The sequence below is a fragment of the Taibaiella koreensis genome, from assembly GCF_003545715.1.
GTDB lineage: Bacteria > Bacteroidota > Bacteroidia > Chitinophagales > Chitinophagaceae > Taibaiella > Taibaiella koreensis.
Window position 1 is genome coordinate 80,918 of the sequence record NZ_QVNU01000006.1, and the last position, 19,567, is coordinate 100,484.

General features: G+C 45.1%; 23 protein-coding genes. 7 read left to right on the forward strand and 16 right to left on the reverse strand.

Annotated elements, in window-relative coordinates; all coding sequences use genetic code 11:
- Nucleotides 1-3: 3 nt before the first annotated feature.
- The 5 genes from DZK30_RS18665 to DZK30_RS18685 form a co-directional block, all read right to left on the reverse strand.
- On the reverse strand, nt 4-498 hold the full coding sequence (locus DZK30_RS18665) for a VOC family protein (protein ID WP_118975991.1): 495 nt from the start codon (nt 496-498) through the stop codon (nt 4-6).
- 287 nt (nt 499-785) lie between these two features.
- Entirely contained in the window at nt 786-1,415 is a 630-nt protein-coding gene (locus DZK30_RS18670) for a hypothetical protein (protein ID WP_118975700.1), read from the reverse strand.
- Between the two features lie 47 nt (nt 1,416-1,462).
- Nucleotides 1,463-2,023, reverse strand: coding sequence for a hypothetical protein (locus DZK30_RS18675; RefSeq protein WP_118975701.1), 561 nt, complete (start codon nt 2,021-2,023; stop codon nt 1,463-1,465).
- 363 nt (nt 2,024-2,386) lie between these two features.
- Nucleotides 2,387-2,842 carry a GNAT family N-acetyltransferase gene (locus DZK30_RS18680; protein WP_118975702.1) on the reverse strand — a complete coding sequence of 152 codons (456 nt, stop codon included), beginning with the start codon at nt 2,840-2,842 and terminating at the stop codon, nt 2,387-2,389.
- Between the two features lie 89 nt (nt 2,843-2,931).
- On the reverse strand, nt 2,932-3,288 hold the full coding sequence (locus tag DZK30_RS18685) for a winged helix-turn-helix transcriptional regulator (protein WP_118975703.1): 357 nt from the start codon (nt 3,286-3,288) through the stop codon (nt 2,932-2,934).
- A 108-nt stretch (nt 3,289-3,396) separates the two neighbouring features.
- On the opposite strand from DZK30_RS18685, the gene DZK30_RS18690 reads away from it, so the two are divergent.
- Nucleotides 3,397-3,996 (forward strand): FMN-dependent NADH-azoreductase, encoded by a 600-nt coding sequence (locus DZK30_RS18690; protein ID WP_118975704.1) that lies wholly within the window; start codon nt 3,397-3,399, stop codon nt 3,994-3,996.
- 80 nt (nt 3,997-4,076) lie between these two features.
- Here the strand turns inward: DZK30_RS18690 and DZK30_RS18695 are convergent, their stop codons facing one another.
- The 6 genes from DZK30_RS18695 to DZK30_RS18720 all read right to left on the reverse strand — a co-directional run bounded on the left by DZK30_RS18695 (nt 4,077) and on the right by DZK30_RS18720 (nt 10,972).
- Nucleotides 4,077-5,564, reverse strand: coding sequence for a calcineurin-like phosphoesterase C-terminal domain-containing protein (locus DZK30_RS18695; RefSeq protein ID WP_118975705.1), 1,488 nt, complete (start codon nt 5,562-5,564; stop codon nt 4,077-4,079).
- A gap of 17 nt (nt 5,565-5,581) precedes the next feature.
- Entirely contained in the window at nt 5,582-5,881 is a 300-nt protein-coding gene (locus DZK30_RS18700; protein ID WP_118975706.1) for a hypothetical protein, read from the reverse strand.
- A 724-nt stretch (nt 5,882-6,605) separates the two neighbouring features.
- Complete coding sequence (locus tag DZK30_RS18705) at nt 6,606-7,331, reverse strand: hypothetical protein (protein ID WP_118975707.1); 726 nt, start codon at nt 7,329-7,331, stop codon at nt 6,606-6,608.
- Nucleotides 7,332-7,588: 257 nt separating this feature from the next.
- Nucleotides 7,589-9,826, reverse strand: coding sequence for a right-handed parallel beta-helix repeat-containing protein (locus DZK30_RS18710; protein ID WP_162903232.1), 2,238 nt, complete (start codon nt 9,824-9,826; stop codon nt 7,589-7,591).
- A 242-nt stretch (nt 9,827-10,068) separates the two neighbouring features.
- Complete coding sequence (locus DZK30_RS18715; protein WP_118975709.1) at nt 10,069-10,455, reverse strand: hypothetical protein; 387 nt, start codon at nt 10,453-10,455, stop codon at nt 10,069-10,071.
- Nucleotides 10,456-10,570: 115 nt separating this feature from the next.
- On the reverse strand, nt 10,571-10,972 hold the full coding sequence (locus DZK30_RS18720; RefSeq protein WP_118975710.1) for a winged helix-turn-helix transcriptional regulator: 402 nt from the start codon (nt 10,970-10,972) through the stop codon (nt 10,571-10,573).
- 214 nt (nt 10,973-11,186) lie between these two features.
- On the opposite strand from DZK30_RS18720, the gene DZK30_RS18725 reads away from it, so the two are divergent.
- The 5 genes from DZK30_RS18725 (at nt 11,187) to DZK30_RS26630 (ending at nt 14,745) form a co-directional block, all read left to right on the forward strand.
- Nucleotides 11,187-12,083 carry an NAD(P)H-binding protein gene (locus tag DZK30_RS18725; RefSeq protein ID WP_162903233.1) on the forward strand — a complete coding sequence of 299 codons (897 nt, stop codon included), beginning with the start codon at nt 11,187-11,189 and terminating at the stop codon, nt 12,081-12,083.
- A 210-nt stretch (nt 12,084-12,293) separates the two neighbouring features.
- Nucleotides 12,294-12,617 carry a nucleoside triphosphate pyrophosphohydrolase family protein gene (locus tag DZK30_RS18730; protein ID WP_118975712.1) on the forward strand — a complete coding sequence of 108 codons (324 nt, stop codon included), beginning with the start codon at nt 12,294-12,296 and terminating at the stop codon, nt 12,615-12,617.
- Between the two features lie 384 nt (nt 12,618-13,001).
- A complete protein-coding gene (locus DZK30_RS18735) occupies nt 13,002-13,454 on the forward strand; it encodes a DUF1579 family protein (RefSeq protein WP_118975713.1) in 453 nt (150 codons plus the stop codon).
- Nucleotides 13,455-14,106: 652 nt separating this feature from the next.
- Nucleotides 14,107-14,472: a class I lanthipeptide gene (locus DZK30_RS25970; RefSeq protein ID WP_162903234.1), complete on the forward strand. Its 366-nt coding sequence runs from the start codon at nt 14,107-14,109 to the stop codon at nt 14,470-14,472.
- A 93-nt stretch (nt 14,473-14,565) separates the two neighbouring features.
- Nucleotides 14,566-14,745, forward strand: a complete 180-nt coding sequence (locus DZK30_RS26630) for a class I lanthipeptide (RefSeq protein WP_205529498.1) — start codon at nt 14,566-14,568, stop codon at nt 14,743-14,745.
- Between the two features lie 261 nt (nt 14,746-15,006).
- Here the strand turns inward: DZK30_RS26630 and DZK30_RS18740 are convergent, their stop codons facing one another.
- The gene (locus tag DZK30_RS18740; RefSeq protein WP_118975714.1) at nt 15,007-15,264 is read right to left on the reverse strand and encodes a hypothetical protein; all 258 of its coding nucleotides are present in this window, start codon (nt 15,262-15,264) and stop codon (nt 15,007-15,009) included.
- 455 nt (nt 15,265-15,719) lie between these two features.
- Between DZK30_RS18740 and DZK30_RS18745 the strand changes: the two genes are divergently transcribed.
- On the forward strand, nt 15,720-15,962 hold the full coding sequence (locus DZK30_RS18745) for a hypothetical protein (protein WP_118975715.1): 243 nt from the start codon (nt 15,720-15,722) through the stop codon (nt 15,960-15,962).
- Nucleotides 15,963-16,012: 50 nt separating this feature from the next.
- On the opposite strand, the gene DZK30_RS18750 is transcribed toward DZK30_RS18745, so the two are convergent.
- The 4 genes from DZK30_RS18750 to traN form a co-directional block, all read right to left on the reverse strand.
- Nucleotides 16,013-16,447 carry a helix-turn-helix domain-containing protein gene (locus DZK30_RS18750; RefSeq protein ID WP_205529499.1) on the reverse strand — a complete coding sequence of 145 codons (435 nt, stop codon included), beginning with the start codon at nt 16,445-16,447 and terminating at the stop codon, nt 16,013-16,015.
- A gap of 311 nt (nt 16,448-16,758) precedes the next feature.
- The gene (locus DZK30_RS18760) at nt 16,759-17,763 is read right to left on the reverse strand and encodes a hypothetical protein (protein WP_118975717.1); all 1,005 of its coding nucleotides are present in this window, start codon (nt 17,761-17,763) and stop codon (nt 16,759-16,761) included.
- 7 nt (nt 17,764-17,770) lie between these two features.
- Nucleotides 17,771-18,676 (reverse strand): hypothetical protein, encoded by a 906-nt coding sequence (locus tag DZK30_RS18765; RefSeq protein ID WP_118975718.1) that lies wholly within the window; start codon nt 18,674-18,676, stop codon nt 17,771-17,773.
- Nucleotides 18,677-18,713: 37 nt separating this feature from the next.
- A complete protein-coding gene (gene traN, locus DZK30_RS18770) occupies nt 18,714-19,547 on the reverse strand; it encodes a conjugative transposon protein TraN (protein WP_118975719.1) in 834 nt (277 codons plus the stop codon).
- Nucleotides 19,548-19,567: the final 20 nt, after the last annotated feature.

The following is a 19,567-nucleotide window of genomic DNA, read 5'->3' on the forward strand; positions in this document are numbered from 1 at the left end:
ACATTAAGCCTGTTCTGCCTTACGACGGAAAGGACCTTGCGGTGAAATGATCTCGAGATTCACGCCATCGGGATCGCGAAAATAAGCTACCGCCGTACCGAAACCGGATCGCAACCCGTCTTCTTCCCCGAAAACGATGGGCTCCCCTTCGGGCTGCACACCGATCTCTTTGAGGCGGGCCATGGCCGCGTCTATATCGTCGACCTCAAAGCAAAGATGCATGGCGCTGATCTGGTTGTTGCGGTAAGAAGTCTTTTCGGCCTGCGGCACGACGTATTCGAGAATATCGATATTCAGGTTATCGAGTTGCAGGTTGGCGTATTTGATCTGCGTATCTTCCAGACCCTGCACTCTGGCCATCCTGGCGCCGCCTATCTGGTCTACATTCGACACCTTTGTGCCGGTAAGTGCTTCATAGAAAGCAATGGAGGCTTCCAGGCTGCTCACTGTAATGCCGACATGATTGGCACGGGAAAATCCTTTATAGGTTTGGCTCATGTTCAGGTTTTTTACCAAATTTACATAATCTCAGGAGGGAAAAGATACCAACGAAACGTTAAGTACCCGGGACGGTCAATATAGAATAACCGGTGAAGAAGTCAACCAGCGCTTCGGTATTGGAAGGCCCCCGCGTTTCGGGATCCCCAGGAGAATAATGGCCTTCATAAAATCGACTTATTGGTTATCATTTCAGATGAAACAATAACGACCCGGGCGCCGGTTGGTTGATAATCTTGCCAAAGGCGAAGGAGGCTTTTTTTCACATGGAGAAAAAAACAGGCTACTCAATTCCTATTTCTGGTTTCTAAAACATGGCGTTTTACCTTTTCAAAAATGGCCCTGTTTTGATCATTGATCTTGCAATTATCGATCAGGGTTACTTCATCAAAACAAGGCCCGTTCCAGTCCATAGTGCAAACATAGGTTGCTTCAACAATACCAAATTCCCTGGTATAGTAGAAGAACCAGTTGCCAAAATCCTCATTCCATTCAGATTCAAAATTTGAGGAGAAGGCGTATATAACAATGGGATTACTCATTATAGTAAGAGTATCCATTGCATATAATGCATATCCGATACTATCCGAAGAAATGATCTGGAATTGAGAAGTTAACTCGTGCTCCAGATATCGTATTTCCAAAAGAACATCAGAATCTCCGGGCAACTGTTTAAGCGAATCTAACTCCCTTGGTATTGTAGTGCCTTCTATTCTCTTCTCAGCTATATGTCCATCAACCTTTTGAATAAAGGCATCAATTGTCTCCGATTGGCTTATCGGGTTTGGCTCCAGACGGCCATTTGCCCGCATAACGGTATCAACGGCTTCGCCCGAATGCCTGATCCAGGTATGCTTACACTGCCCGAAAGCGATATGAACGGTCAATAAAGCAACAACTGAAAACAGTATTTTCATGTGGCACTGATTGAAATGGATGTGCAGCCAGACATAAGGTCCCCTACCTAAATACTATAATATTGTTTAAACCAGACTTCAAAGGGTTGCTGGTACTTATCTTGCGCCGCTTTGATCGTTTGGTTAGGTTCCTGTACCGGATCAAGATTGCAATTCTCTTTCAGCCATTCGCGAAAGGCCGGCTGGTCATCGCTGGGTTCATGGTCCTCTTCATGCTTGTAAAAATAAGCGGTCTCAAAGTCGACGGAAATTTCGGTATCATAAGTGAGCAGCTGCAGCAACTGCCGAAAATCTTCGGCCACGATGTGAACACCACCCTCGTCTCCAAAAACAAGGATGGGCATCGCTTCCAATGGCTTTCCTGTTCCGTTATCCCAAAAGGTATAAAACGAACCGGAGCCATTTGCCTGGGCGAAAGGTATGAGGCGCTCCAAAAAGGCCTCGTTTTCACTCCAGGACCTAAGCCCCGATTTATTATCGACGAAGAGGCCAAAACCCTGCGCATAATATTCGAAACCGGAAATGTTATTTTGAAAATGGATGAGCTGTTCCATTGCGTCCGGGATGTCGTTCCGCCCCAGGTTTTCCTTAAATACTTTACTGTCCATATCTATACGATTTATTCGGGCCTTTTAAAAATGATTTTATTCTTCACGCGCCTGGTTGAATTATATGGCCGCCCTTTTCTTATCTGCTCTTCGCCGGTCCGATTGGTCTGCCAGGGTATACCTGCTTTTATTTCCCCGGAAATGCATGTTGTCTTCTGTGAGCCAGGGATTGCCAATATAATAAATTCTGAGTATCCGGATATAGGAAACAAAGCCGGTCCTTGAGCTTGTCGAAAGGACAAAGATGGTGCTTCGACAAGCTCAGCAATCGTTAGCCGGAAGCAAATTGTATCATGTTCCCTATATCCGGATAGTCACTTAATAAATAATGTCATCCCCCATACCCAATAGCAACCGCTTATGTTATAGGTTCCACTCATAGCTCAGCCAGTCCTTATTCTCCCGGGCGCCCAGTCGTTGGTAAAATTTCAGACCGGCCTCGTTCCAGGGCGCTACCGTCCATTTAATTTGCGCACAGTTGTTTTGCTCTGCTTCCTTCCTTAAAGCATGCATCAATTGCCCGCCGATCTTCTGTCCCCGGTACGGTTCTGCAATATAAAGCTCCTTGAGGTAAATAGCGGGCCTGTTCTGCGCCGTATAAGGCAGAAAATAATACACCAGCATTCCGGCAAGGGTATCGTGGTCATCGGCTACGATACAATAAAAGTCGGGTGGGTTTTTACGAAAACCGCTTTCGCGCACAATTTCTGGCGTAATGGCAAACGAATCGATATACTGTTCAAATATGGCCAGCTCCCTCATTAAAATCCAGAGCTGTTCGTAATCTTTCTCAATGGCTTTCCGTATCGTAACAGGCATACTTTATTTAAATTTTGCAATAAACGCTTCTTGTCAAAGCAATGTTGTACTTCGTTTCCAAAAGGATGACACATGTGATCCCTGTTCTCTTACCACCCCTTCCTGATCTTGTCACGATGTATCTGGCCCCAGTCCGACAAGGCATGTAGCACGTCCTTCAGTGTATCTGCGTAAGTGGTTACCTGGTATTCTACCACTACCGGCGATTGTGTGTGTACAACGCGCCTGACAAAGCCATTCAATTCAAGTTCCTTCAGCTCATTGGACAATACCCGGGCCGAGATGCCTTCGACAGCCCGCTGGATCTCGTTGAAGCGTGTGTTGCCTTCCCGCAGCGCAATGATGACGCGTAGCTTCCATTTGCCACCGATTACATACAAGGCGTCGCCTACATAAGAAAGTGATCTTACGCATTCCTGTGTCCCAAGCACAATTTCATCATTCATAAATATTTGATTTTCAAAAGCTATACAAAAGATTAGTACTAACCTTTTGTATATTGCTAACCTTTTACAAGCGAATGTAAATAGTTTTGCGCTCATAAAAATCAATTGATGAAAAAAATATTGCACATCATATCGAGCCCTAAACAGGAAGGGTCTATGAGCAGGAAGCTGGGTAACGCTATTATTGAAAAATTGCAGGCGGCCTATCCCGGCAGCACGGTTACCGAAAACAACCTGGTAGCCGACTATTGGCCGCACATCGAGAGCGCACAGGCGAACGCCTTTCATACGCCGGCAGAACAAAGGACCCCGGAGCATCTGGAAGCTTTGAAGCATTCCGACAAGGCCATACAGGAGCTAATGGAAGCCGACATTATTGTTATTGGTGCGCCGGTGTATAACTTCTCCATTCATTCATCGCTGAAAGCCTGGATCGATCATATCGTGCGCGGCGGCGATACCTTTAAATATAGCGAAAGCGGCCCCGAGGGTATGGTTAAAGGCAAAAAGGTATACCTGGCTATCAGCTCCGGCGGCGTTTACAGCGAGGGCCCGATGAAGCCAATGGACCATGGCGAACCCTATTTGCGGTTTATGCTGGGCTTCCTGGGCATGACCGACATTACTGTATTCCGGATTGAAGGACTTTCTATGCCCGGTGTGAAAGATACTGCGGTGGAAAAAGGGTTGGCGGGCATCAGCATCTGATCCGCCGACAGGCTGAAAATAAGAGGCTGTCTCCTTCGCCTGCCTGCGCAAACATAGAAGACAGCCTCTTTGATCGCTACTTATATCGTCAGCTTAATTTTCTCTTCGTATACATTGCCAAAACGGTCTTTGGCCCTTACCATAATTTCTTTGACGCCGGCCGCAGGCACCGCGCTGAACAAGTGGTCGGTAAGGATAGGCTCTACCCACTTGCGGGATGCCGGTAAGGCATCGCCTTTGTAGAGCGCTACTGCCGCGGGATCGTAGCCTGTATATTGTGCCATAGTGCCTCTCGGCTTGCCGTCTTCAAACCATGTTACAGTCCATTGCTTGTCGTGGTTCCATATATTGGCGATCACCGCTGAAGCCCGCTCCATGTCGGAGCCGGGCTTATACAGCCTCAGCTGGTGCTGCTTTTCATAGCCCGTCGATTTATAATACCACGAAATATCGTCGCCATCAACATCGAATACGCCAAAGCCGTTGGGGGTTCCATCGCCGCATACAGGCCCCGACCACCAGGCGCCACATACAGTACCCAGGTTATGTTCGGTAAGATTGTCTTCCTCCCAAACCTCGTTCCAGTGCGTATGCCCCGAAACAATCTTTACCTTATAAGGCTTCAAAAGGTCGTACAAGGCCTTACGGTTGATGACCACGCCGCCCGTTTCATCCTCTTTTTTCTTATAGCGCCGTTTATCACCGGTATTGGAAGGAATATGCAGCGCTACGACTACAGTGCTGCCCTCTGGCACATAGTTGAGGTCCTTTTCCAGCCATTTCAGCTGCGTTTCGGTAAGGTAACCGATATACCGTTGTCCTGCCCCGATGAAAAATACATCGTCCAATACCACATAGTGTATCCTGCCTTTATTGAAGGAATAATAAGAAGGCCCGAACTGCTCTCCGAAACTTCGTTGGGAGCCATCATCGGTGCGGGCTTCACAATCCATGTCGTGGTTACCGATCACCTGCCAGAACGGAACGCCGGCCATATGTACCGCTTTACGGTAATCTTTGAACAGGTTGAAATTGTCCCATACGAGATCGCCACAGCCGATACCGAAAACAGGCCGGTCTTTCAGGGTATGGATATGTGCCGATGCGTCGGGCGCCGAAATCGTCAGCAGCTTTTCCGCATCAACTTCATCCTTGATCTGGGTATCGGCCCAAACAACGAAGGTATGCCTGGTATCGTCCTGGGCAGAAAGGGTTAACGCGAAGTCTGCCTTTTGCTGCTTTACACCTTTTTGCAGCGGCGCATAAAACTTTGCGATTCCCTGATCATGGGGGATCTCGTAGCCCGCCGGCAGGGATAGAAAAACAAAACGGGCATCGTAATGCGCTTCCAATACATAATTTCCTTTGGTATCGGTACGGGTTACGGAAAAGCCGTCGCTTACCGTTACATTGGCGATGCCCTTCCCATCGGCGCTGATCCTCCCGCTTATTTTACGGAAGATATAGTCTTCCTGCTCTTCCCTTTCCCCCGCAAATACAGCCGGTGCAGAAAAACCGAGACCAGCAGAAAGCAGCCCTATATTTCTGATAAAACTTCTCCTTTTCATAATCAGGCATTGACTATTTAAGATGCTTTGCTTATTGTTTTACTCATGACCTTCATATCTCTGGCGGCTTGCTGCTTGAGTGCCGAAAGACGCTTGCGCAGCAGGATACGGGCTTCTTTGCGTGCCGCCTCGTACCGGATCACCAGCGACTGAAGGGCCCGCAGGTGTTGCACATACTCCCCATACAGCTGCTCCATATGCTGCAGCCGCTCTTCTATCTTCCGGTCTGTAAGGGTATTGAGGCCGCCCGGCTTGGAAAGCAGCTCCTTTACACCTTTGTGAAAAGCCTGGTGCTTGGCATTGCTGATCGAAGTCATAGCGTCTGGTGTTTGTTGTTGTTTAATGCTTTGCTTAAGGAAATTTGCTTGCAGTATGCGGCGAGATGCCCGGCAGGCGGCTTTCCGCTAAATACCAAAGTTCCCGGGAAAGCCCTCTACCCTAAGGGTGTTCCGGCCTAAAAGATGCTCCCGGTATAATTGGCGCCACAAGAAAAGGTCGCTTTACGCAGGGGCGGTGTACAGCTCCGGCCATCTGTTTTCATATCGATACTGTTTCGTCGGTTTGCAGCGACACTTCCTGACGGCCCTGGGCGTGATAATAATTCAGGATATTATAGCGTAGGGCTTGCAGGAGGCAAATTCGGTCACCTTGTTGGTGGTATCGTTTTTTACTTTTCCTAAACATTAAGAAAAACGTCCCATACCATATCATGCCTTTTATTCCAGCCGGTCGTCCGTACACAAGCTATACCATATAGCTTATGCCGCCAGGCGCCACTCAACACGTTATGCATTGATGTCTTGCCCCGCAGCCCCATGGTCAATTCAAAACCTGCTTATGGTAAACGCTGCAAAGAAAGCATTTACGTTTTACGTAAATGTTAAGAAATGAAATGGCGAGCCAATAACGGCTTATATGATGGCCCTGTGGGGATTGGTTTATTCACAGCGCAGTAACAATCCTGCTTGCGCACAAAGCTGGAATGACACCGGTTTTTCGATAATGTGCATCATCCGGGTCGGGATCCGGCAATGATAATAGCTATTCGAATGGTATACGCTGTTCGATATTGCCATAGATATGGATCATACTTCCTTTAGCGGCCTGTGCGCTCATTGTTCCATTGCGCTCCGCAACAAATGTAAACGACAGCGTGCTGATCTGCTTTTGAGTATTGCCGAAAGTCGATCGGGCAACCGTGTATTTTCCGTTTGAAGTGACTTTTACGGTATCTGGTGCTTCTTCTTCGGAATAAGTGATATTGGGCTCATCTTTCTTTTTAAAGTTAACACTCCTGCTTATGAAGAGATAAGCGATTCCGGGAAGATCTTTCCAGGTTACCACAACATCTTTATTCAGATCGCCGGTTTCAGGATAACTGATGTTTTGCGGATCCACCAGGTCCAATGCGGTAACCTTTGCCAGAAAGGCTTTTGGAGCGCCGGGCAAAGCTATTTCAAAAAGGAACTGGTTGCCTTGCGGTCTCGCATTCGCCTTTAGATAATAAGTCGTCTCGGTATAATACAATTCCTTCTTTATGGTAAAGGGCACTTCTGATCCGTTCACATAAATGCTGATTGAATCGCTTTTGATGGCTCTTCCCTCTTTATCCGTTAAATCGATATGGATCTCATTGTCTTCTTTGCGCTGCAGGCTTTGTACGATGCCGATCTCTGCCCGGATATCCGAAAGAAGATGCGGCTGCTTCCGTTCGCCACAGGAACAGATAACAAGCAGCAGCAATATCAGGCTTGGTTGGCTTTTCAAATATTAAGGTTTAAATGACACCGGGCAAATGTACCGGAAGAATAACCTTCAATCGGTTATCACACAAATACCGCTCATGTCAATACAAAACACTTCTGCTTTTGTTGCTTGAGCTACCCAATCGCTTTAGCGCACACCGTGGCTCGTGTCAATGCCCCCCTGTACAAACTTCAAATTTTATGCCGGGTTCGTCCCTCATCATTTCCTTTTTTATAATCTGTACTTACCTGCTTATATGCTTCATACCATGGCGGTTCCTATTCTACCACTATGGATATTGTTCCTTTCTCACCATTGGGTAACGTCAAGGTTACAAAATATATACCTGCAGAATACATTACCAGGGTTTCTTCAGGCTGTACGGAAGCGTGGGGCGCCTGCACCTGTCCGGTCACATCTGTCACCACCAGGTGTGCGCCGGCAAGTGCAGCCGGGCCGTAGTCGCAGCGCAGCGTTAATGCCTGTCCTCTACGAACCGGGTTAGGATAAGCCATCAAATGGCGCGCAACCGTATTTACCGGAGCGATCGCAGCGGGAGGATTGTCCTTATTTTTCTGTGATTCAAAAGCCCCCATATCTATAGCGTTTCCATACAGGCGTGGATTGCCGGCAAGGTCTGTATCAGCAGCCATATTACCCGCCGGGCTATAAGCGGCATTGCTGCCCGTATTTACTGCCGGGCTGTTCGTCTGCAATGTAAAGTCTTCGTTGGCCGCGTTGGTAAACATGGGGTCTGCATTACTGTTGCCCACGCCGGGGTAGCCCGTGCCACCTTGTACAATGCTGTAGGTTATGGTAGTACCGGTATCCGTTATATTGCCCTTATTGCCATACAGAATACAGTTGTGCAGGAATGTAGCGCAATTGTCGTTATTGGTTATGATGTTTGCGTTGGCAGTGGTCGTAGCATTGCCATACAAAGAACAGTTTATTAATAAAGGTTTGGATGCCTGGCTATATCCCACATTGCAGATAGCGCCACCTTCAGCAGCGGAATTACCTGTTATCAATGTATTTTTGATCAGAGGTGATAATGCAAAACAATGGATAGCGCCACCATATTGGTCTGCTGTGTTATTGCGGATAACGGAATTATTGATTTTGGGTACAACAGGGGTTACCAATAGCAATGGCGTATTATATGCTATACCGCCGCCCGACGGATTAAAATTACCTGCCGCCGAATTATCCTCAATAATACAATTATTGACAACACTGTTACAGCCGGTTACGATGCCGCCACCGGTACCGGGTATCAAAGAGCCATCATTCATAATGCCGGCGCCGGAACACCAGCCCAAAGAGTTGTTGAAAGGATTGACGGTGGCAGCTATATGATTGCCGCTGATGATGCTGTTATTGATCACAAGCGGACTGCCGTTCAAAATGCCGCCGCCGCCTGCATGATTATAGTTGATACCCGTTGCTGTAGCATTTGCGGTCGATACCGTAGCGCTATTGTTGCTAATCGTGCAGTTGTCGATTGTGGTAGCGGCTGTAACCAGGTAGATGCCACCTCCGGTAGCATTACCACCTTCGTTGCTGCTACCGGTAACAACAGCGCTGACCGTATTGTTGCTGATGGTGGTATTGCCAATGGTAGCCGTACAAGTATATCCTGTGATGCAGAGGCCGCCACCCCAAACCCCGATCCTGGTGGCACTTACCGTATTATTGCTGATGTCACAGTTTTTGATGGACACGGAAATACCATTTCTTACATAAATACCACCGCCAAAAGCCGACGCGTTGCCGTTTGTGACATTGCCGGATCCGCCAGTAGCGTGATTGTTACTTATTGTTGTATTGTCAACGGTCAGCGAGCTGTTATTGGCATAAATACCGCCACCCCATTCTGTATTGTTACCTGTAATGGTGCAGTTACGGATCACAGGACCACTGCTTTCGCTGTACAGCCCTCCGCCTCTGGCAGCATAAGTTATCATCGCGTTTACCGTGAGGTTTTGGGCCACTACTCCTGTGGCATTACTGATCGTAAAACCGTTGATCTCCGCCGTGCCTACACTACCTACACTCATCACTACATGATTGCAGCCCGCACCATTTAGGAGTGTATTGTTATTTATCGTGTCCCGTTGGCCAATATTGGTTTCAGTGGCGTTCTGGAAACCCCCATAAAGCTTCACATTATTTACCAGCAGGAAAGAATTAAAGGATCCGCCGGGAACGCCAAACTGAAGATATGGATTCATGCCATCGGAGCCGGCGCTATACAGTGGCGTGTAAGCACCCCTGGCCACCCATATCTGACGGATGGCTGTATTGTTGCGTGCCGCTGTCAACGCATCTGCCAGTTGGGGTACGGCATTAACCCAACTATTACCGCTGCTATTGCCGCCGTTCACATTAATGTTTACAAATAGTACGCCGCTGGCATTGGGCGTAATTTGTGCAAAGCCTGCCTGTGTAAAAAACAGCAGCAAAGCCATTGCTGCAAACGACTTTCGAAAACGGGGTAAAGGTCCTTTTTTCATGGAGGGGTGTTTCAGTTGTTTGGTCCGGGACGATAATCCATTAGTATATTACTAATATTTCATCAGTTTTCCATTTTTAATTCCAAAATATTAAAGACGCCGCTTCTGCCATGGTAGTTGGGAGGGCACAAAAAGTCTGATGAACGCTGAGTAACGATCCCGATACAGGAAATCATTTGTTTCCTGTATCGGGATCGTCAAATTATACTTTTAGTTCCTGATAAGCTGCCAGGTACAACCCGTCAACCAATACTCCGAAGAATAGCGGCTACGGTTGTTTCGGGCCCGGTATTAAAACAAATCCTGGAAGCGGGGGCCTTCTGATGGATAAGATTAATGATCTCCTCAAACAGTATCGTGTGCTGCGGCAATGCCCTTACCGCTCCGCCTATCATAATACTGTCAAACTTATCGTTCTCCAGAACCTCTTTTACTTGCGCAACTGCAGTTGCCCCGAGGTCTACAATACAATGATGTACCTCAAAGCCCAGCGCATCGAGCTCTTCCTGAATTTTATCTCTTGCTGCATTAATACTTTCCGGAGTCCGGCCTGAAGTTGAATTGCCGAAATCAATTAGTGAGGGATCGATACCGATCAATAAAATTTTCCTGGATGCTATTGTTGCCATTTTAATAGACCTGAAATTTTTTAAGACAAAAGTGTAATACAAATGATTGTTACTTCCCCGGGTGAAAAAGACTGCGAAAGACCAGATAATAGGCCCGGAATAATTGGACTGCTGCTTACACTGACACCGGGAAATCCTTCAAATCCTTGCTTATCCTTTTCGCGGTGATCTTGCTGTCTTCAACTACCCATTCGGCCAGGGCATATAACACGGGCCGCAAAGCCTTGCCGGAAGCGGTCAGGCTATAGGTTACATGCGGTGGCACAATGGGTTTAGCCTCCCGGATAATAAGCTGGTCATTCTCCAGTTGTTTAAGATGTTGTATCAGCATTTTCTCGGTTATTGTGGGAATGCATTTTCTGATCTCACTATAGCGCTTGCTACCGCCCAGCAAATGATACAGGATGATCGGTTTCCAATAGCCTCCTATACGGTCCATCGCATAAGCTATGGGGCATTCGTCAAAAACAAATCGCTTATTCTCCTGGATGGTCGAGCTTTCCTTTATTGCCGTCATATTTATATTCCTTAATGTCAGTACTAATACAAAAGTAAGTATCCTTTGGCTCTGATAAGCTCAGCACAGTACTTACTCTAGGGTTAGTACAATTAAAAAACGAGTCTCAGGCAGCACAAACAGGAACGCAGATCATTGCCATTATACCCACCATGGCGTGCGTACTTGTGCGCCAATAACAGCACATGTAGTTTTGGGCCATAAAAAAAAGCGCATGAATATCACACTTACGGGTTCTTTGGGCAATATCAATAAAGAACTCATTGGAAAATTAACATCGGCTGGCCACCAGGTAAAAGTGATCAGTCATAGCCCTGAGCGGGCTACGGCCATAGAAGCCTTGCAAGCCACGCCGCTTATCGGGTCGGTAACGGACGCTGCATTTGTATCCGCCGCGTTTGCAGGTGCAGACGCCGTGTACCTGATGACACCCCCGAATGTTTCAACGGCCGACGTGAAAGGCTATATCAAAGCAACCGGACAAATCTATGCCGATGCTATCGATGCCAACGGCGTCGGCAGGGTAATCAACTTAAGCAGCATCGGTGCGCATAAAGCGGATGGCCTGGGACCAACCGGCGCCAACTATGCGGTTGAGCACCTATTGAACAATCTGGAAGGCGTCGATGTGCTGCATCTTCGCCCTGGATTATTCTACAGTAATTTTTATGGCAGTATACCGGTGATCAAATACCAGGGGATAATGGGCAACAATTTTGACGCCGACGTTACTGTGGCCTTAACCGATCCGGCAGATATAGCGGCTGCTATCGCCAATACATTAAACGCCCCGGCATTTTCAGGAAAAAAGGTGGAGTATGTAGTAAGTGATCTAAAAACCGGCGGCGCAATAGCGGCAATATTGGGCGAGGCCATTGGCATCCCGCACCTGCCCTGGATCGCGTTTCCGGATGAGGTCTTGCTTCCCGAATTATTGAAAAGCGGTATGTCGGCAGAAATGGCCAATGTTTACATCATTGAAATCGGTATTGCCCTGCGCAACAACTCCCTCCTTGAAGACTATTACCGGCACCGGGAGGAAGCAGCAGGCGGAACAAAATTCGAGGAATTTGCCAAAACATTTGCTTACGCATACGCTACCACTAGCTGACAAATGCATATATTGGTAACAGGGCGCCTGTATATGCTGCAGGCGCCCTGTTGATCTGGTAAACTTGGATTTAATTAGTAAGAACCAGGCCCATATCGAAGTAAAGTTTTCTGACAATTTTTCCGCGGGAAGCATTGGCAGTCTTTTCGACCTTACGTTTAAGAAAGGAAAGATCTCTTTGTAAAGGCTGACCTCATACACTAAAACAATATGAAAAACGATTCATTTGAAACAATTATCGCCCGTTCCCTGGAATTAAGGGAAAAGTATCATTCGCTTGAGGTTACAAATCACGGTAGCGAATGGAGTGTAGAAGAAGATGCACTCGCATTTTTAACTGATGCTGCACTGGTAGGCAGAAATGTCATGTCGCAGCAAAATAGATGGCCAAAAAACAATTCTCAAAAGGAATTGGAACATAAACTTGGTGAAAATGTCTGGTGGTTGATTGTTATTGCGGAACGCTCAGGGATAGATATCAAGCAAGCAGTTGACAATTTTCTGGATAAAACAGAAGCAATAATGCCCGGGTAAAAACATTAAATTTGAGAATGCAGAAGATTAAACTGAGCATTTACTTTATTTAATGGCCCATACTCCCTTCATTTAACCAGATGCTTCGATAGTTGAAATAAGAGGTATTTGATTTTATCCAAAAAGATTGATCAGCAAATGCAAACGAAGATTTGAACAGTGGCTGCAAGGAGCTTTTAAAGAATAGACCAGTTATCCAAATTAAAAAGTTGTGTAATGGATAATTTTTGACGTAATCACCCCTAAAATTGTCGCTTTTGCACATCACCTGACGCTATATTAGTTCCGATCTTTGTATATAGATCAACTTCGTTAAGTGAATCCCAGAATAAAAAAAACAATAAAGGAGAATAACCATAAACATAACTACCAACTTATCTTCCTATGAAAAACAATATCAATCCGGAATTACAAGAGTTAGAGCAATTTATTGGCACATGGGAAATGGAAATATCAAATGCATCTTTCCTACCGGATGCCAAAGCAACAATTAAGGCAGGAGCATCCTTTGAATGGTTTGAAGAAGGTGAATTTTTAATTTTGCGGCAGGGCACAAAAAATAATGGAACGCCTTGGGCGATATGGTTTATTGGTCATGATAAAGATACACAAAACTACACCGTACTTTACATTGATGATCAACAATCTTCTCGGGTATATGAAATGAGTTTTGAAAACAGAATATGGAAGATGTGGCGCAATGGACCACAATTTATACAACGCTTTACAGCCGAGACTAACCAAGATAAAAACATCATCTCTGGACATTGGGAGAAGTCTGTAGATGGTGAAAACTGGGAGCATGACTTTAATCTCACTTATACAAAAATCTTATAGAATCAAAAAAATCCATTCTTACTCTAAATGCCTACAGTATGTTTGCTCTTAAATAACTTTTGAATCTGTTCAATATTCCGTACACAAGCGCCCTATCTTCCTTAAAAAGGGCGACACATTCATCCATAGAGCAGCAGTCACCAAGTCAGAAATAGAATAGCACGCCTCACGTGTAAGTTGCGAATGCGCTTCTGCTAATTCTAACTTTATAGGGGGGGAATAGGCTATATCAAAACAACCGGACAAATCTATGCCGGTTCTATTAAAGCCAACGGAGTCGGCAAGGTAATTAACTTAAGCAGCATTGGTGCGCACAAAGCGGATGGCCTGGGACCAACCGGCGCCAATTATGCGGTAGAGCACTTGTTGAACAATCTGAGCTATGATAAAGTGCCTGGGCCCTTCTCGCCGCATCTAAGCAAGCTTTGATCAGGACGGCAGCACTCCATGCTGCCGGATGTGCTTTTCTTTACCTGCAATGCCCTGTGTTCGCCTGGTAACCGTCATAGGTGTGCCTATGATCCCCGTTCATATGTATAGTATGGCATAGAGAAGATGTGAAAGGATGCCGGGACATCCATCTTGACAACAGCGCTGGTTTGTAGCGTTCTTTATTTGCAGTTTTTACCTGGTAAGGTGTACCTGGAAACCATTGGAAGAAAAATGGATGCTTACATCTATTTCTGATCCTTTCGTTGCTGAATACCTTCGTAAAAACAAAACATCAATTCTTATGAAAAGGAAAAAGGTCTCTTTACAGAAATTATCCCTTGGGAAAGAAACTATTTCAGCCTTGGATCGCAATCAACAAACCGGGATTATAGGAGCGGGAAGCGATACCGATTTTGCCAGCGTTTGCCATTATTCCTGCCAATCCGAATGTCTATGTCCTGAATCACAGGGTGGCTGTGCGCCACGATCACAATTCTGCTATTCTGCTTTCTGTGGTCCTTTTACAGGAGGTCCGGGTCCAGGAACTTTCAAGCTTCCTTGTACCGTTCCCTTGAACCCGCAATAATTTTTGAATTTTCATTTGTAAAAAATAGATATTTTCTACTATTTTCTGCCGTATATGTCGACTGTAACTTTGTTGTAACTAAACATCAATTTTATGAAATCGAAAAAGATCAGCTTATCTAAAAAGCTAATTTTAGAGAAAAGAGATATTTTCCCACTAAATGTATGGGAACAAGGTCAATACATAGGTGGCGCCACTGTTACTTACTGTAGGTGTCAAACGGTTAACTATTCTGCCTGTGTGACCTATTGTCCCCCACAGACCTGCGCCTGAAAATTCAATAAAAGCATTAACTTGTAAATTACATTACAGGATGCATAGTCGCTTCTCTTCAAGGAATCAAGTTTAAAGTTCGCCATTCGATTTGTAAGTTTTCGATGCAATTAACCGATGTGGATTAGACGATACATCATTATTTAGTCCACATCGGTTATCAATAAAAGGGACATTGTTGGAGCGAAGATTAATGTCCTCTAAAATACAGCACCAATAAATAGTATTGCGCCTCCCTTTGCGACAGATTTCCCCGGCAGGCTAAGCATTGTTAAGAATGTGAACGCAATTTCCCAATAGACCGGTCACTGGATTAATCGTACACGAATAAATACAATTTTTGTCATCGTTTGGTCTTACCAAAAATTTGAGGGTAACGGTCGCCTCGTCTACGCCATCATCTCCCACTTGTTCTGCCACACCGTCCAAAATAAGTTCAAAGATTGATTGCTCAAACTGACTTGATTCAATCATTGAATTGCGATGCGCGGCAACGTATTCTTTGGTTAGCTTTCCCATAATAATGAAGTTTGGTTAACGTGAATTTAAGAAGATTTATTGAGTCAAACCAAGGCCTAAAAAAAACCAAACAAGTCAATAAATAATATAGGACACCAATAATTCCCCCGCTTTCTTTATTTTTGATACCGATTTAGTAAGCCTTTTGCTGTATAGACAGGATCGGTCCCTGTTTGCTGAAGTAGCTTTATTTCCCGATACAAAACTTTATTATCTCTATAAACCAATAAGTTATAAAATTCAGGGGACAAACAGGGGACAAATAAAATCAAAAAATCGACAAACAAATCAAAACATCTGTATAAACATAAAAATTAACAAAACTGACAGGATACTTGGGGAAACGGATTAAAATTAAAAATTCGCGAAAAGGTTATTAGATTAAGTGGACTTCAATTCAGCGGAGCATACTTGGCTTTGGTTCGTACTTTTGCAACTCCGAATTAAACCCATAGATGGAACATTTTTTTGATTTACTAATTAGCTACAAACAGCAGGAATTGCTTTTGAAAGCACGATTAGTAACCTTTGCATACACCTACAAGTTTTTTGTCATAGTAGATGGTATTGAATTAGTTTTCGAACGCGATGATGAGCATAGCTTTAGAGTGTTGTCACCACAGGTAACCAGAAATGAAATGGCCGACAAGGAATTAGCAGAGAAAATTATTGACGCGCTAGAACTTGTTCAGTTTTAAAGTCCAATTAAAAGGCAACAAATAACACGGGGAGCTTTTGCTCCCCGTGTTCAATACTGACTACGTCTTCCCCTGCTCCCTAAATATTGACTATTTGCTTCTCCAATCCGTTCCTCTACAGTCTTCCTTCTACCTTCCAGAACCCATTTCTGCAGCTCTTCTTTTTCAAAATATAAACGTTTACCTTTTTTATTAACCGGTATTTCAGACCGACAAACCTTTCCATAAATAGTCGATTCTGCTAAATTCAAAAAACTAGCCGCTTCAGTGATATTCATAAAACCTTCTTCAAGATGCTCCTGAATTTCTTTTCCCGTCAACATACCTTCAATTCGATCCAATCTATTCTTTATTTCCCCAAGAATCAGGGGGATCTGTTCAAATGTTATCTCACTCATCATTTGTTTCTCTTTCACATTGACAAAAATAAATACCTCTATTATAGAGGCTTTTCTTACTCCCACGCCGTATCCAATAGGTTTCACCCGGATCAGTCTTAAACTAAATTATCCTGTGTTCATATAAATCTTACTCTTTCGCTTCCGACAGAAGGATGGCTCATATCTCAGATAGTGGTATTCATGCAACTCTTTCAAAATGCAGTAATATGTTTTTGCCGTGTGGAATTTTGCGTATCGCATAACCTCTACAACATTTATATCCAAACCTTCGGGACAGGCATACAATCGCCATAGCCGATGCAAAGCAGCAAACAAGGCAACGTGTGCCGGCCCCATTCGGCAATCTCCTGATGCCTTTATTAAAAAAGCATCCCAAACTTCTTCTCCTTTGTCCATCATTTTGATTTTCTTAAAGTCCTTTGTCGCTGCTGGGGCTGCATTTTCGGCTGCATGGCAACAACATTGTTTTTTATAGAATTAGCTTTCTTTTCTTCCTTTAATGCGCCATCATTTATGATCCGGACAATACCTCTCGAAGGCGAGGCTTCGAGTACTACCGGGATTTCCTTTTTACCGATTACATATATCGCATCGACCTGCTCGCCTTGTTTCAGCCTTTCCGCTATCTTTAACCGCTGCTCATCGGTAATCTTCAGAGGTATATCCTGTAATGCTTTTAGGACATCCAGGCCAAACTGTTCCGGGAACTGCCTGATCTTGTTATTGCCCATTGCGTCCTTGTCGTTGGGGTCCAGCTGGCACCATCCCCGGCTTTCACTAAACACCGCTCTTCCCTTCAGCAGGTTATAAGCCTGCGTCTGGTTTATATCGCCATATTCCCTAAAATCAGCCGAACGTACCTTTCCTTCGGCAGTTTTAATGCTCGCCTGGTAACCGTCATAGGCGTACCCAAGTTCCCTGTTTTTAAAATGCACCTGGAGATCCATAACTTCCTTGTCAGCTGTCGATAAGGCAACAGGCATGGAAAAATCGCTAACAGCTTGCCGCATCTTTTGCGCAGCCGACATATAATGTCTTTCCAGCCCTGCTTTTTTCATGTCGGTATAATTGCTCCGAAGATTGGTATCATCGGACCGCGAGTAACGATTGGCGCGGGCTTTAATATCCGATTCAACTATCATCCTGCGCAACAAACGGACGATCAGGTTCGGGTACAGCTTACGTTCCAACTTCCTTTGTTCCCCCTTTAAAGCCTTAAGGGCTATCCTGTCAAATCCATCAATTGTGTTGTAGTGTTTTGCGCGCAACACTTCATAATGTGCCAGCGTTTGCCGCATATGCTCTTTGCTGCCGATATGGCCGGGGACCAGCTTTTGCAATCGCTGTTCCCACTGTTGCCATTCGGCCATCGCCTTTTCCAATTTACTTTCAGCTTCCATAACCTGATTATGCGGCTAACTTTTTTGTCGATTTTCTCTTTTTGGCTGTCGTGCCTTCATCGCCGGATGCATCTTCCCCATCATTTTCTCGCTTTACAAATTGTTTCTGACGGTTGTTTTTGCTCTGTTCCTGCGATTGTTTTTCTGCCACCTGTTCCTTTTCAACTGGGATCGCTTTAGAAGGGCTGAGCTTAATATCCCCATCATAGATGTTCACCGTCTTATGAGTAGCGTTAACTTCAAAGGAACGTTTGTATTCATTGTTACCGGGTGTGATGATAGTTCCAATCTGCCTGTTTCCCTTTTGCAGCGATTCGACGAATTGCCGGCGCGATTCCGGCGTTTCCATCTCTTTAATCCTTACCGGCAGGGATTGCAATTTTTCTTCCAGCGGAAAATCCGGTCGCTTAACCAATGGATAGTTACCGTTTTCCTTTTGGGTCATATCCAGGCTCACATAAGCGCTGTACACATCCCCTTGTTTAGTGACATAGTTTTTGAGGACGGATCTTTGGCGTTCATCCTGCGGCGTCAACAAGTTAACCGCTTCTTTTAAAGTAATAGTGCTATTGATCGTCTTATCTACAACCTGTCCCTGGGCATCGATTGCCTTTCCTGTTTCCGGACCGCGAACGTAAAAACGCTGTGTCAAAGCTTCACCATGCTCTGGTTTAACCTCCAGGTCATAACTATTGAAGAAATAATTACCCTTGTCGCTTTTGCGAAAGTTTAGCGCAACCTCAGCCGGATGACGGCCCATTCCCGTTTTAAAATTTATGCTGAAGTCTGTATCTCCTTTAAGCATTTTTTCCCTGAGCTCAAACTGAAGCGTTTCAGGCATACCAGTAAACTTCAGTTGCTTTACCAGGTGTTCAAAATTCTTTTCAAACTGCTCATTTCTGTTCTCTTCCATCTTAATTTTGATTTGAGGTAAATAATTATTGTTGTTATTAAATTGACCTGGCTTTGACCAGGATATTGTTTTTGATATCCATAGAAAGATTACGGCCGCCGTTCTGCTCCATGAGCTGAATACCAAGGTGTTTTTTATCCGGTATCGTGAATTTGGGAAGGACGACAACGATCGTCTGCGCGGTATTGCCACGGATTAGGCGGGTATTACCCGCATATTGCACCGGTTGCAACTGCTGCTCCTGCACGGCAGTCCGTTTAGCCTGGTTATTATCCCGGATAAAGAATCTGAGCTGGCTGATGTCGTAATTGATCTGTGAATTATTTTCCAGCTGCAGCTGGAAGTAAAGCATATCTCCATGAATATAAATGCCGGTCAGCCCCAGCGACATGCCGCTGTTCTTATCCTTTTTGTTGAGAATGCCTTTTTTAACGGCGACCTGTTCGGCAAGATCTTGTATACGGGCATCGTTATCCGTCGAGACAGCAAACAGGGCATCCGGCTTTAGCGTACGGGCATGGTTGTCCAGGCGAATATTAAGGTCAGGATTGCTTAACGTGTAGCTTAAAAGGAAGCTATATAACTTACCGTCGGCCGTAACCACGGTCAGGTTTGTTTCTGTAAAACCCTGTTTCGCTGCCTTGACCTGAAGGATATTTTCGACGCCGCCGGCGATCTGCGCCAATACGTCTTTACTTCCCTTGTCAACGCTCTTTACTGCATAAGGGAAGATCAGGTTGGTCGTCTTCTCAAATGTGATGTTCAGGCGCATCGGTTTAATTTCAGGCTGGGATGCCTGGGCTTTTACCTGAAGGGTAAAGATTACAGATAGTAACCACAAAATCCCCGCTACACTTTTCTTTCTCATCATTATGGTGTTTTATGTTAATA

Excerpts from the sequence above, each read along its gene's own strand:
- DZK30_RS18760 (WP_118975717.1), bottom strand. The coding sequence starts at position 17,763 with ATGGAAGCTGAAAGTAAATTGGAAAAGGCGATGGCCGAATGGCAACAG.
- traN (WP_118975719.1), bottom strand. The coding sequence starts at position 19,547 with ATGATGAGAAAGAAAAGTGTAGCGGGGATTTTGTGGTTACTATCTGTA.
- DZK30_RS18740 (WP_118975714.1), bottom strand. The coding sequence starts at position 15,264 with ATGGGAAAGCTAACCAAAGAATACGTTGCCGCGCATCGCAATTCAATG.
- DZK30_RS18725 (WP_162903233.1), top strand. The coding sequence starts at position 11,187 with ATGAATATCACACTTACGGGTTCTTTGGGCAATATCAATAAAGAACTC.
- DZK30_RS18665 (WP_118975991.1), bottom strand. The coding sequence starts at position 498 with ATGAGCCAAACCTATAAAGGATTTTCCCGTGCCAATCATGTCGGCATT.
- DZK30_RS18690 (WP_118975704.1), top strand. The coding sequence starts at position 3,397 with ATGAAAAAAATATTGCACATCATATCGAGCCCTAAACAGGAAGGGTCT.
- DZK30_RS18765 (WP_118975718.1), bottom strand. The coding sequence starts at position 18,676 with ATGGAAGAGAACAGAAATGAGCAGTTTGAAAAGAATTTTGAACACCTG.
- DZK30_RS18685 (WP_118975703.1), bottom strand. The coding sequence starts at position 3,288 with ATGAATGATGAAATTGTGCTTGGGACACAGGAATGCGTAAGATCACTT.
- DZK30_RS18735 (WP_118975713.1), top strand. The coding sequence starts at position 13,002 with ATGAAAAACAATATCAATCCGGAATTACAAGAGTTAGAGCAATTTATT.
- DZK30_RS26630 (WP_205529498.1), top strand. The coding sequence starts at position 14,566 with ATGAAATCGAAAAAGATCAGCTTATCTAAAAAGCTAATTTTAGAGAAA.
- DZK30_RS18670 (WP_118975700.1), bottom strand. The coding sequence starts at position 1,415 with ATGAAAATACTGTTTTCAGTTGTTGCTTTATTGACCGTTCATATCGCT.
- DZK30_RS18730 (WP_118975712.1), top strand. The coding sequence starts at position 12,294 with ATGAAAAACGATTCATTTGAAACAATTATCGCCCGTTCCCTGGAATTA.
- DZK30_RS18680 (WP_118975702.1), bottom strand. The coding sequence starts at position 2,842 with ATGCCTGTTACGATACGGAAAGCCATTGAGAAAGATTACGAACAGCTC.
- DZK30_RS18675 (WP_118975701.1), bottom strand. The coding sequence starts at position 2,023 with ATGGACAGTAAAGTATTTAAGGAAAACCTGGGGCGGAACGACATCCCG.
- DZK30_RS18700 (WP_118975706.1), bottom strand. The coding sequence starts at position 5,881 with ATGACTTCGATCAGCAATGCCAAGCACCAGGCTTTTCACAAAGGTGTA.
- DZK30_RS18695 (WP_118975705.1), bottom strand. The coding sequence starts at position 5,564 with ATGAAAAGGAGAAGTTTTATCAGAAATATAGGGCTGCTTTCTGCTGGT.
- DZK30_RS18715 (WP_118975709.1), bottom strand. The coding sequence starts at position 10,455 with ATGGCAACAATAGCATCCAGGAAAATTTTATTGATCGGTATCGATCCC.
- DZK30_RS18720 (WP_118975710.1), bottom strand. The coding sequence starts at position 10,972 with ATGACGGCAATAAAGGAAAGCTCGACCATCCAGGAGAATAAGCGATTT.
- DZK30_RS18745 (WP_118975715.1), top strand. The coding sequence starts at position 15,720 with ATGGAACATTTTTTTGATTTACTAATTAGCTACAAACAGCAGGAATTG.
- DZK30_RS18710 (WP_162903232.1), bottom strand. The coding sequence starts at position 9,826 with ATGAAAAAAGGACCTTTACCCCGTTTTCGAAAGTCGTTTGCAGCAATG.